We start from the raw sequence: 12,794 nt of genomic DNA on the forward strand, positions 1-12,794 counted from the left end.
CCTGTCCGCCGAAGGCGGAGAGGTATCGGAGAAATGCAGATAAATGTTCGTTTCGTGAAATCGCAGCGAAGTTTATTATCCACAGATAGCACGGATGGCACAGATGTTTTTATGAGTGTAAAAGCTTGCGATAAAACAATTTATATCAAAATCCTTCGTGCCCTTCGAGCCCTTCGCGGTTTAAACCAATTCCACGAGGATTAAAAAAATACCCGCCCAAAAATCTTTCTCCGCCTTTTCCTTATCAAATATCTATCCTGTCAATCCTGTAAATCCCGTCTAAAAAACCTCCCCTCTGTTTACTCTCCGCCTCCGGCGGAGAGTAAGCGGATAGATACGGCTTTAAAAAGCTTTGCCGGAAAATATTGTCGCATAGTATTTTGCTGTATCAGCGATTATTTTTTGTGTTTGCAGTTGTTTCTGTTAGAATAGCGGGAAATTATGAAATATAGACTAAGAGGTAGAAATGGTAAAACAATTTTTTGATTCTGAAAGTAATTTCTCCAAGTATATCCTGCTTGGTATAGGTGCAGCGCTGATTATAGGGATCATTAACGGGTCCTTCTATACAGTGAACACCGACGAACGTGCTGTAGTTACCAGATTCGGCAAGTTCAGCCGTACCGCCGAGCCCGGGCTTCATTTCAAGCTCCCATTCGGTATTGAATCGGTATCAACCCCGAAAGTAACTACTGTATTCAAGGAAGAATTTGGCTTCAGGACGCTCAAGGCGGGCGTTGAAAGCCAGTACGACCGCCGCGATTATTCCAGTGAATCGCTTATGCTCTGCGGAGACTTGAGCGTTGCAGATGTCCAGTGGATTGTGCAGTACAGGATTATCGATCCCCAGAAGTATCTGTTCAATATCAGAGACCATCGCAAAATGCTTCGTGATGTAGCAGAGTCGGTAGTTCGAAGAGAAGTGGGCGATTCATCGGTTGATGAAGTGCTTACAGAGCGAAGGATGGAGATCAACGAGCTCGTTGAAGACGGTATGCAGAAGATCCTCGATGATTATGAATCAGGGCTCTTTGTGGTAACTGTTAAAATGCAGGATGTTAATCCGCCGGATCCGGTAAAGCATGCGTTTAATGAAGTTAATGCTGCCCAGCAGGAGAAGGAAAGGCTTATAAACAGCGCTAAGAAAGAGTACAACGAGATTATCCCCAAAAAGCGGGGCGAAGCGCAGAAGATGGTTCAGCAGGCCGAGGCTTACGCTGTTAAGAGGGTGAACGAGGCTGAAGGTGATGCCGGCCGATTCAGAGAGATATACAACAACTACAAAAACAGCAAAGAGGTTACAAGGACAAGAATGTATCTCGAGGCTATAAACGAAGCCTTCCCTGAGATTGGTCAGATTAATATTATGGACAAAGAGGTTGAATCTCTTCTGCCCCATATGAATATAAACAAGAAGGGGGAATCTAAATGAATCCTACTAAAATAGCAAACTACATCCTATGGGGCTTTATCGCCCTTTTTGTGGCGTTCAATCTTTTCTGCTATACGGTCAAGGAAACCGAGCAGGCTGTAATCACTCAGTTCGGGCAGTACAAGAGAGTTGAGCAGGACGCAGGCCTGAAATTCAAAATTCCTTTTGTCGAAAAGGTGAATATGTTTGAGAAACGCCTTCTCGAATGGGACGGAACACCAACGCAAATGCCTACTGTAGAAAAGAGGTATATCAACGTTGACACCTTCGGACGCTGGAGAATCGTAGATCCACTCGAATTTATGAAAACTCTCCGCACTGAAACCGCCGCTCAGAGCAGGCTGGATGATATCATTAATTCTGCTGTTAGAAACAGGATATCAAGCAATCAGCTCATCGAAGCCGTGCGCAATTCCAACAGAGAGATGTCGATGATGGTGGAAGTGAAGGATATTCGCGAGCAGGATGTTACCAGCATTTCAATGGGCAGGAACGCTATTGAGGATAAAATTCTTAAGGAAGCGAAAGTTTCGGCCAAGGATTTCGGCATTGAGCTTGTGGATGTGCTCATCAAACGCATCAACTACACCGAACAGGTTCGTGAGAAGGTTTACGAGAGGATGGTGGAAGAAAGGCTTCGCGTGGCAGCGGAATACCGCTCTGAAGGTGAAGGCGAGAAGATGAACATTCAGGGTAAGATTGAAAATGATACAAACCGCATTATCTCAGAGGCCTATAGAGAATCTCAGCAGATTCGCGGTTCAGCCGATTCAGAGGCCGTTAATATCTACGCCGAGGCCTACGGGCTAGACCCTGATTTCTTCGCATTCTACAAAACCCTTGAGTCTTACAAGGACAACCTCAAAGGCGCAAACGCTGTTCTCTCAACAGACAGCGAATACCTGAAATACCTTTCCTCAAGCACCGGAAAGCAAATGCAGGAAACAGCGGAGTAGGCGGAAGGCTTCTGATGGCAGAGAAGATTTCCACTCCACTGGCAAAAAAGAAAGCAGAACAGCTCAGAGCAGGCGAAGAGGTGCTTATCTCAGGCATTATATACAGCGCTCGGGATATGGCTCACAAAAGACTCACGGAAACAATCGCCCGCTCTGAGCCTCTTCCGATTGATTTGGAAGGGCAGATTATATATTTTGTAGGCCCTTCGCCTGCCTCCCCGGGCAGGCCCGCAGGCTCTGCAGGCCCCACTACGTCCTCAAGGATGGATCCATTCAGCCCGATTCTTCTGGATAACGGCCTTGCCGGCATGATAGGCAAGGGATACCGCGGGGATGCTGTAATCAATTTCCTGATTAAGAATAAGGCGGTGCATTTCAGCGCTGTAGGCGGGGCGGGGGCGCTTTTGAGCAAATCAATCGTCAAATCCGAAGTGGTGGCATATCACGACCTCGGGCCCGAGGCAATCCGCCGCCTTGAGGTGTTGGATTTCCCGGCAGTTGTTGCCTACGACTCCCGCGGCGCAAGCATATACGAACGCAAATGATACTTTGTTAAGAGGTAATGGAGCTCTTATTTAATGAAAGGTATTTGATTTTATGAAGTGTTTTTGTAAAAACTTATCAGCTTTCAGAAATCCTATGCTGCTTGTTTTAATCGCCGATTCTATTAGAAAAGTATTTGCAGCCGTTTAAAACAGAAATGTAAGATAAAATAATAACCAGCTTTTGAATTGAAATCCCTTTATATGTTTAAAAATAAAGAATACTGGCTCATAATATCAGCTCTTTTCTTTTTTTCGCTGCCCTGCATTGGCAAAGATAAAAAAGGCCCTGCTCAAATAGAGGTCTTCCCAGAAAAGAAAATCACCTCAATCAATCCAAACTTTTTCGGGACTTGCCCTTCATTTTTCAACCTAAGCAGCCGGCGAATGGCCGACGGCAAAGTCGCTCGGCATCTCAAAAACCTGCCCATCCGCGTACTTCGTTTTCCCGGCGGAACCGATTCGGACAACTATCTCTGGGATGCCCACCGTGTACATGACCCAAACCGCTGGCCGGCCTACCAAGGCCCTGAATCCATGGATACCGACCGCTTTATCTCCCTTTGCCGCCAGATTAATGCCGAGCCCCTGATGGTTGTGAACACTGAGATCGCCTTCTTCGAAAACCCTAAGCGCTCTGTAGAATTGGCAGCCGACTGGGTACACTACTGCAACATCGAAAAAAATTACAATATCAAGTATTGGGAGATCGGAAACGAACCCTATTTCCACACTCGCTTTAACGCCAAAGAATATGCCCGTCTGTTCATCAAGATTGCAAAAGCGATGAAAGCCGTGGACCCAGACATCAAAATCGCCGCTGTAGGTAATTGGAACATTGATTACCCGGGCCGCAAGGCCATGATATCGAGCAAAAATCTTGAAAAAGCCCAGCGGCTAGAAGTGAAATACGAAAATGGAAACTGGGATCTGTATGATAAGATCCATGAGCTGGAGACAGTGGAAAATCCTCCAAAATGGTGGTCAAACGTCTTTGATATTGCTGGCCCGCACATAGACATCGTCTCTGTTCACTGGTATTTCAACACCCGCTACCAGCTGCCCAATATGCAAAAAAAACTCAACCGCCTAAAAAATCTTACACGCCAAAAAATCCCTTCCAAAGAAATTCCTATAATCATCACCGAATGGAACGTTCATAAGCAGGGCGTCAAAAAAAACCGCCGACTGCTTGCTCTGGCAAAAGCTATTGGTAAATTCATTGACTCCGATGTGCAGATGGCTTTTTATTGGCCTTTATTCGGCTTTGGTAACCATCATCCAAGATCTCTACTAGATCATCGAGACAATTCCACCCTGCCCAACTACGAGCTGCTACACCTGTTCTCAAAAAATATGGGAACTCACCGAATCCAATCGACCGCTGCCTCCGAGAATGCCCCATACCATTTCGCATCAATCGCCAGAAAAAAGCAAATTTCCGTCTTTCTGGTAAATTCCAAAGAAAAGAGCCAAAAAATCAGCCTTGTGTTGCAGGGTTCACCCGCCAAAAACTATCAGCTTACAACCCTCATTGCACGCAACACCCCAAAGCTGCACTTTGATACCCGCAAAAGAACAATGACCTTAAAATATTCCAGATCCCCTCTTACCTTCGAGCTGCCCCCGCTTTCAATTACTCTCGTGAAAATTCCCTCGCCTGAAGTTGACCCATAAGAGAAAACAGCGGGTAATTACTGCGAATAACTTGCCAAAAACCCGCTTCTTCTTTGCAGTATTATCGGAATTGCCTGTAACCCGGCAACATAAGAAGAATAAATAATCAAAGCCAGAAGCTCATTTTTTGCTGAATTGCCCGTATAGCTGTCCTATAGCAACATTCAAAAACAGTGAGATCAGTATCTCCACACCTTCAAAATTAAGAATGATTTTGTTGTTTTCCTCAAGCAGAGACTTGAGCTTGCTGAATAGTTTCTGGCCGTTATCTGAAGATACGCAGAGACTGCCTATAAATTCAGCAATTTTTATTTCTTTAGGCATAATACAAACCCTGTAAGTTATCGTTCTGTTCGCATCTTGTAACTGTATTCATCTGGATTAATTTACGGTCTGAGCAGATTTTACGCCCCGCCGGAGAATTTAAGCAGAAATGCAAGGCCGGCCAGCAGAACCATCACAACTATTGTTGCCGTGTTGAAATGCTTTTCGATAAAGTCTCTTGCCTTCTCGCCGAATAGGTAAAAGAGCAGGCCTTCTGTGCCGAAGCGAAGCGTACGGAAAACAAGGCTTATCAGCACAAATTTGACTACGCTCACCTTCGCAAGCCCACCGAGCCAGCTGAAAATCATATAAGGTACGGGCGTAAGGGCGGAAATCGATATCGCCCAGAAATCGTACTCTTCGTAAAGCTCAAGGGCCTTCTGCGTTTTCTCGCCAATGTGCATAAATTCAATCGAGCTGAAAAAACCTATCACTCCATCGCCTATGAGCAGTCCGGCAAGAAGGGCGGTTGTCCCGCCGAGTACGGAGAAAAATGAGCAGATAAGGCCGTATTTTATCCCCTGCTTAGGCTTTGCGAGGCTCATCCCCAAAACCATAACGTCCGCAGGCACGGGAACGCATATAGGTTCAAAAAATGCAAGCAGAACCAGCACAGTCATTCCGTACTTTGTTTCCACCCATTTGAGAAACCAGTTGTAGAGCTTCTTGTGAATCTCCCATGATTTTATATTTTTCTTTGAGAGCCCTTCTGCAACGCTGCTTTCCGCATTTTCCGCCATAATTGCATTCCAATCAATTAAAAATTCTGCCGGCAAACCTTTCAAATCAGGCTGGCCTTAGAGCAAGCTCTATATTTTTATAAAAATTTTGTTAAAATCGCCTCTTTAAGCGATGCCTTTCTAAAATCAGATTTCAATAAGATATATTTTTGCTGAAAAAACACAAAGGTTTTTCGATGAGCGGCTGTAATAATCACCAAGAAAATAAGGGTATAGTGTTCGATTTTAAGCGATTCGCCGTCCACGACGGGCCGGGTATTAGAACAACCGTCTTTATGAAGGGGTGTCCGCTGAGGTGCAGGTGGTGTCATAATCCGGAGAGCTGGAGCATACGCCCTGAGCTGAGATTCGCCCCTAATCTCTGCATCAGATGCGGCAGGTGCGTGGATGTGTGCCCGGAGCAGGCTATAAGCTGGAAGAACGGCCAGCCCGAAACTGAACCGGAAAAATGCACCGGTCAGGGCAGGTGCTGCGATGCATGCGCTGCGGACGCTAGGATACTGCTGGGCAGAGAATACAATCCGCAGGAGGTGCTGGAGGTTCTCGAGAAAGACAGGGTTTTCTATGAGCAGTCCGGAGGCGGGGTAACCTTTTCCGGAGGCGAGCCGTTTATGCAGCCCGAATTCCTGCTCAGCTCTCTTGAGCTCTGCAAAGAGGCAGGGCTCCATACCGCTGTTGATACCACACTTTGCGCAGATCCAAAACTGCTGGCAAAGTCTTTTGAGCTTGCTGATTTATTCCTTGTTGATATAAAACACACCGATTCAGAAAAACACAGGGAATTTACAGGGGCAGACGCTGAGCAGATTCTTGATAATATAAAGATGCTCGGGGAATGCGGGGCTGAGATAATCGTGAGAATCCCGCTTATCAGAGGCTTTAACGATGATATCGCTATCATAAAAAAGGTAGCCAAAATTGCCAGGGCATCCAGCGTCAAACAAATTGACCTTCTCCAGTACAACGAAGGCGGGCTGGAAAAACAGAAAACACTAATCAGCTCAGGCGGGATATCAGGATTTGGCTCGGTAAGCGAAGAATTTTTCAACAAAGCTAAAACAGTACTTTCAGAATCAGGTCTGCTCGGCACGGCTGGGGGCTGATTTGTGCGCAAATTGGTTAATTTAAATACTTAAAATGGCTTTGAAAGCAGGTCGTTAATCATCTATCATTTCCTCGAACGAAAGCATTGTTGAGAATTTATTAATCTGGCAGATAAACCGGAATACAGGGCAGTGAAAGACAGGCTCAGTAAATCGCTGCCTATATTTTTGAAATAGTATTTTATGAGGGGATAATATGAACAGACATTTGTCAATTTTCTTTTTGATTTTATTTGCTGCAGCAGGTTTTTCTTACGCTGATTCAGTTAATATCAGCATAAACTGCGATGAAAAGAAAGCTGAAATCAGCGACCATTTATATGGAATCTTCTTTGAAGATATAAATTTTGCAGCAGACGGAGGGCTTTACGCCGAACTCGTGCAGAACAGGTCTTTCGAGTACCACACTGTACCGGGAAGGAATCCACTGCGAGATAAGTATCACCCGCTTTATGCTTGGAAGAAAATTGAAAGAAATGGCAGCAAATGCAGACTAACTTCCGAGCGTGAGATACCTCTGAACAGAAACAATCACCATTATCTTACCGTTCATATTGACGAGGCAGGCGAGGCCGGAGTTATGAACACCGGCTACGACGGCATACCGCTGGACAGGGGGGCGAAATACGATTTCTCCGTTTATGCCCGAAGAGAAGGTAGGATTTCCAAGCTGAATATTGCCCTTGAAACGCAGGATGGTAAGGTTTGCGGAAACGCAGCTGTACAAGGCCTGCAGGCAAACTGGAAGAAATTTGAAACTACGATTCAATCACGCATAACAACAGATAACGCAAGGCTGGTGGTAACCGCAGAAAACACCGGAAAGCTTCATCTGGATATGGTCTCGCTTTTCCCGCAGGACACATTCAAGGGAAGAAAAAACGGGCTCAGAAAAGACCTCGCCCAGGCCCTGGCAGACCTTGAGCCGAAATTTATGCGTTTCCCGGGCGGCTGCATCTCACACGGCCACAGTCTCGAAAATGCCTATCGCTGGCCGGATACGGTAGGTGATACTGCAAGCCGCAGGGGCAACTGGAATCTCTGGGGCTACCATCAAACATACGGCCTCGGATTCTTCGAATATTTTCAGTTTTGCGAGGATATCGGTGCAGAGCCTCTCCCTGTAGTTCCTGTGGGAGTTTCCTGCGGGTTCAGGCCTCCGTATGAATGTGCACCGATGGATGAGCTTGATGAATGGATTGACGAAGCTCTGAATTTGATAGAATTCGCCAACGGCGATACTAACACCGAATGGGGCAGCCTCCGTGCTGAGATGGGGCATCCGGAATCTTTCGAGATGGAATATATCTGTCTCGGCAATGAAGAGCACGACCGCCCCGAACTCCACGAGCGTTTTCCTCATTTCGTAAAGGCCATTCGGGAAGAATATCCCGATATAAAGATAATCGGCACCTCCGGGCTCGGCACGGAAATACCCCTTTACCCGCTTATGGACAAACTCAATGTTTACAGCTCCGATGAGCATTACTATATGGCTCCGGAGTGGTACTTGAACAATGACACGCGCTTCGATGATTTCGACCGCAGCAAGCCGCTGATATTTGTTGGCGAGTATGCCTCGCAGGGAAATACGCATTACAATGCTGTTGCAGAGGCCGCCTTCCTTACAGGTGTCGAGCGGAACGCAGATATCGTAGATATGACCTGCTACGCCCCGCTCTTCGCCCACAAAAATCATACCCAGTGGAGAGCGGCAGACCTGATCTGGTTCGATAAGCGTGAGGTTGTCAAAACCCCGAACTACTATGTTCAGCAGATGTTCAGCAAAAACGCCGGCGATTATTATCTCGGCAATGAGGTTGAAGTGGCTAAAGACCGGGAGCCTGAAACTGTTAGCGGAGGCGTTGGCATTGGCACATGGAATACAAAAATTGAGGCAGCCGAAGCGAAAGTAAACGGCAGAAAGCTTGATCTTTCTCGTTTCGAAGAAAGCTCAGGTGATTTCGATTTCAGCGCAGGCAGGCTCTCTCAGAAAGACGGCACAGCGAGGCCTGCAATAAGCTTTTCTCCAAAAGATTTCAGCGGCGAAAAAATAACCTACTCCGTCCGCGCACGCAAAACAGCAGGTGATGAGGGATTTCTGATAGTTTTCGGAGCTGAAGACAGCGATACATACTATTGGTGGAATATCGGCGGCTGGGGCAATTCCCAGCACGCAATCGAGAAAACCGTCAATGGACGCAAATCCGTGCTCACACAGAAAAACGGAAGCATAAAGCCCAACCGCTGGTATGAGATGAAAGTTGAGCTAATTCCCGGGCGCATCCGCTGCTATCTGGACAATAAACTCATCCACGATTACAGCCTCGAGAAGAAAACCTTGTTTGCATCAGCAACTTTAGATGAAAATGCCGGCGAAGTGGTTGTGAAGCTGGTAAACTCCTCAGATAAGCCGGCAGATGCCCGAATTAAATTGAATAATGTTAGAACAGCTGCCAAAAGGGCGGAAGTGAAGCTCATTGCAGGCGAACGCGATGCTGAGAACACCTTCGAAAACCCTGAAAGAATAAAACCCGAAACAATGAAAATTAGAGCAGGCAGAGAGTTTGAATATAATGCTCCTGCAATGAGTGTGCAATTTATAAAAATTAAAGTAGATTAAGAGGTTAATTTATGGCTTACACAATAGGACTGGACTTCGGTTCAAATTCAGTAAGAAGCGTTATCGTTGATACAGCAGACGGAAAAGAGCTGAGCTCGAGCGTTTGGGTTTATGAGTCCGGCGAAGAGGGAATCCTTCTTGACTCCTCAGACCATAATCTCGCACGCCAAAACCCTGCTGATTATCTCAAAGGAATTGAAATAACAGTAAATGAGGCGATTAAAAAGGCTGAGAGCGACCCGCACTTTTCTGCTGATAAAATTGTCGGGATAGGCGTTGATACAACCGGCTCCACTCCGATGCCTGTTGACGCTGAAAACTGCGCCCTGAATGAGAACCCGAAATTCAAGGACAACCTTAACGCTTATGCTTGGCTCTGGAAAGACCATACCGCCCATAAGGAAGCAGAAAAAATCACCCAGACAGCACGCAGGGACTTCCCGGAGTATCTGGCAAAATGCGGCGGGACATACTCATCCGAATGGTTCTTCAGCAAGATATGGCACTGCCTAAATGCGGCGCCGGAGGTGTACAATGCAGCAGAAAGCTGGGTGGAAATTTGCGATTGGATTCCTGCTGTCATGTGCGGAATAACCAGCCCGAAGGATATAGTAAGAAGCAGATGCGCAGCAGGGCATAAGGCAATGTTCAGCTCCCAGTGGGGCGGGCTTCCTTCAAATGAATTCCTCGAAAAGCTCTCGCCTGAGCTTGCCGGCCTGACCGATAAGCTCTACAGCGAAACCCTTACAAACGATAAGCTCGCAGGCAGGCTCAGCGGCAAGTGGGCTGAGAAGCTCGGCCTAAAGCCCGGAATTGCTGTTGGAGTGGGCGCTTTCGATGCACATTACGGAGCGATCGGAAGCGGCATAAGGACTGGAACTATGGTTAAGATTATGGGCACAAGCACCTGCGATATTATAGTTTGGCCGAGTGATAAGCCTCTTGAAGACATTCCGGGTATATGCGGAATCGTTGATGGTTCGGTTCTGCCTAACTGCTACGGAATTGAGGCAGGGCAGTCTGCTGTGGGCGATATCCTGAACTGGTATGTAAACTATCTCAAGCCTGAAGGTGATAAATGCTCTCATCAGGACCTCACAGAAAAGGCAGCCAAGCTCAAACCCGGCGAAACAGGCCTCCTCGCTCTGGACTGGAACAACGGCAACAGAACCATCCTTGTTGACCAGCGCCTCACAGGCCTGATTATGGGGCAGACCCTCCAAACAAGACCAGAAGAGATCTACCGAGCGCTCATCGAGGCTACTGCATTCGGAGCCCTCAGGATTATCAACCGAATAGAAGAATACGGCGTGCAAATTGAAAACCTCATTTGCTGCGGCGGGATTGCTGAGAAGAATCCTGTATTTATGCAGATCTATGCTGATGTGCTCGGACGCGAGCTGAAGGTTTCCAGCTCCAGCCAAACCTGCGCTCTTGGGGCAGCTATGGGTGCAGCGGTTGCAGCGGGCGAATTTGCTGATTTCGATGAGGCCGCAAATGCTATGACAGGCGTTAGAGAGCAGGCTTACAAACCGAATCCTGAAAACGGCAGGGTTTACCAAAAACTCTACGGGCTCTATTGCCAGATTCACGATCAGTTTGGAATCGGGCAGGGCGGCGATCTTGGAAACGTAATGAAAGATCTTCTCGAGATAAAGGAGAAGGCAGCAAATGCTTGAAGAACTCAAAGAACAGGTTTGCAGGGCAAATCTTGAGCTTTCAGAAAGCGGGCTTGTAATACTCAGCTGGGGAAATGTTAGCGGGATAGACCGAAACAAAGGCATATTCGCTATAAAGCCCAGCGGAGTTGACTACGCAAAGCTCAGGCCGGAGGATATTGTGCTTGTCAGACTTGATGGCGAGAAGGTGGAAGGGGATATGAAGCCGTCATCTGATACGCCCACCCATCTCGAGCTATACAGGCAGTGGGGCGGTATCGGCGGGGTTTGTCATACGCATTCCCCCTGCGCAACCGCTTACGCTCAGGCAGAAACCGAGCTGCCGTGCCTCGGTACAACCCATGCGGATCATTTTTACGGAACTGTCCCCGTTACAAGGAAAATCAGCAAAGAAGAAATCGAAAACGATTATGAGCTTAATACAGGCAAAGTAATCTGCGAACGCTTCAAAGGTATTGAACCTGAAACAATACCCGCTGTTTTCTGCGCTGGCCACGGGCCTTTTACTTGGGGCAAAAACGCCGCAGAATCTGTAAAGAATGGAATTGTTTTGGAGATGGCATGCAAAATGGGCTTAGATACCATGAGCCTTTCCGGAAAAATGCAGGCCATTTCCCAAACACTCCTTGATAAGCATTACCTCAGAAAACACGGGAAAGACGCATACTACGGGCAAAATTAAAACGCACTCAGTTCCCTCTGCAAATGTAGATATGGTTAGAAAGGGGCTGCCGGGATGTTTTTCCGGCAGCCTTATTTTATGATACAAGTTTGAAAAAGCTGAAAAAGATTTTGGTAATTTTAAGAATTATGCTATATTGAAACTGTCGTATATTAAATTTTGTATATAAATATTGTTTTGGGAGATTTTTGAAATGGGAAAAATAAGAGTTGTTCTGATTATAATTTCTGCATCAGTATTTATTTTCGCCTCATCTGCCTCGGCAGAGGAATATGGCGGAATTGAGTTTCCAAACGGCGAGCTCAGCTTTGCAGATGAGGTTATAACATACGACCCGCTCTACTCAGGCGGCCCCGCTTCAACATCAAATACAAATCCGCAGGAAGCTTTGGGAGTCCCTGATGATAACTATTTTGTTAGTTTGGGAAGAGGCGGTTTGATAGAGCTCAAGTTTGTTGACAACTTCCTCATAAACGACGGTACTCAAGAACCTGATATGCATATCTTTGAGATAGGGCCGGATGTAGAAGATACATTTGTTGCCGTGCGCCCTACGCAGGAGACAGCTGCTCTTCTTGCGGGGGAAGACTATGACAGCAACGACGACGGCTTTTATGAAATCGGCAAGGTTTCAGGCAGCACTTCATCGATAGATATTGATGCTTTTTTTGCCGGATATTCCGCAGGAGAGCTCCTGTTTGATGCTGTACAGCTGATTGATGATTATAACGAAGGCAATAACTCAGGTGCAACAGTTGGAGCGGATATTGATGCTGTTGGAGCGATTGGTTCGGTGAGAAGCTGCGATTACGCTCTGCAGGGTGATATCAATATGGACTGCAAGGTCGATCTTTCTGATTTGGCAATTATGGCGAAAAACTGGCTTATCAACTGCAAGCAAGATCCGTCCAACCCAGCTTGCGAGCCCCTTAGTTCGGATTAACTGAGAAGGATATTTCTCCAGCTATGATGCGGCAAATGATTTTTGACAGGTTTCACAGGATTTTATTTGCGTGTAATATGTAATTTTTACATT

Annotated in this window: 11 protein-coding genes; 9 read left to right on the top strand and 2 right to left on the bottom strand. The window is 46.6% G+C overall.

The window, feature by feature from the left end:
* Positions 1 to 466 precede the first annotated feature (466 nt).
* The 4 genes from hflK to L21SP3_RS01180 all read left to right on the top strand — a co-directional run bounded on the left by hflK (position 467) and on the right by L21SP3_RS01180 (position 4,607).
* A complete protein-coding gene (hflK, locus tag L21SP3_RS01165; protein WP_077538757.1) occupies positions 467 to 1,432 on the top strand; it encodes an FtsH protease activity modulator HflK in 966 nt (321 codons plus the stop codon).
* Positions 1,429 to 2,388, top strand: coding sequence for a protease modulator HflC (gene hflC, locus L21SP3_RS01170; protein WP_077538759.1), 960 nt, complete (start codon positions 1,429 to 1,431; stop codon positions 2,386 to 2,388). The genes hflK and hflC overlap by 4 nt, the downstream gene beginning before the upstream one ends.
* A 14-nt stretch (positions 2,389 to 2,402) precedes the next feature.
* Positions 2,403 to 2,933, top strand: coding sequence for a Fe-S-containing hydro-lyase (locus L21SP3_RS01175; protein ID WP_077538761.1), 531 nt, complete (start codon positions 2,403 to 2,405; stop codon positions 2,931 to 2,933).
* Between the two features lie 186 nt (positions 2,934 to 3,119).
* Entirely contained in the window at positions 3,120 to 4,607 is a 1,488-nt protein-coding gene (locus tag L21SP3_RS01180; RefSeq protein WP_077538763.1) for a hypothetical protein, read from the top strand.
* A 120-nt stretch (positions 4,608 to 4,727) separates the two neighbouring features.
* On the opposite strand, the gene L21SP3_RS01185 is transcribed toward L21SP3_RS01180, so the two are convergent.
* A complete protein-coding gene (locus tag L21SP3_RS01185) occupies positions 4,728 to 4,931 on the bottom strand; it encodes an STAS-like domain-containing protein (RefSeq protein ID WP_077538765.1) in 204 nt (67 codons plus the stop codon).
* Between the two features lie 80 nt (positions 4,932 to 5,011).
* Positions 5,012 to 5,671 (bottom strand): YqaA family protein, encoded by a 660-nt coding sequence (locus tag L21SP3_RS01190; protein WP_123785105.1) that lies wholly within the window; start codon positions 5,669 to 5,671, stop codon positions 5,012 to 5,014.
* 176 nt (positions 5,672 to 5,847) lie between these two features.
* Between L21SP3_RS01190 and L21SP3_RS01195 the strand changes: the two genes are divergently transcribed.
* From L21SP3_RS01195 to L21SP3_RS01215, 5 genes are all read left to right on the top strand, one after another.
* Entirely contained in the window at positions 5,848 to 6,774 is a 927-nt protein-coding gene (locus tag L21SP3_RS01195; protein ID WP_077538769.1) for a glycyl-radical enzyme activating protein, read from the top strand.
* 196 nt (positions 6,775 to 6,970) lie between these two features.
* Positions 6,971 to 9,397 (top strand): alpha-L-arabinofuranosidase C-terminal domain-containing protein, encoded by a 2,427-nt coding sequence (locus L21SP3_RS01200; protein WP_077538771.1) that lies wholly within the window; start codon positions 6,971 to 6,973, stop codon positions 9,395 to 9,397.
* 11 nt (positions 9,398 to 9,408) lie between these two features.
* On the top strand, positions 9,409 to 11,076 hold the full coding sequence (locus tag L21SP3_RS01205; protein ID WP_077538773.1) for a ribulokinase: 1,668 nt from the start codon (positions 9,409 to 9,411) through the stop codon (positions 11,074 to 11,076).
* Positions 11,069 to 11,758 (top strand): L-ribulose-5-phosphate 4-epimerase, encoded by a 690-nt coding sequence (locus tag L21SP3_RS01210; RefSeq protein ID WP_077538775.1) that lies wholly within the window; start codon positions 11,069 to 11,071, stop codon positions 11,756 to 11,758. Before L21SP3_RS01205 ends, L21SP3_RS01210 begins: the two co-directional genes overlap by 8 nt.
* 193 nt (positions 11,759 to 11,951) lie before the next feature.
* Positions 11,952 to 12,701 (top strand): hypothetical protein, encoded by a 750-nt coding sequence (locus L21SP3_RS01215; RefSeq protein ID WP_077538777.1) that lies wholly within the window; start codon positions 11,952 to 11,954, stop codon positions 12,699 to 12,701.
* Positions 12,702 to 12,794: the final 93 nt, after the last annotated feature.

Origin of the sequence: Sedimentisphaera cyanobacteriorum, from assembly GCF_001997385.1 — a bacterium.
Lineage (GTDB): Bacteria > Planctomycetota > Phycisphaerae > Sedimentisphaerales > Sedimentisphaeraceae > Sedimentisphaera > Sedimentisphaera cyanobacteriorum.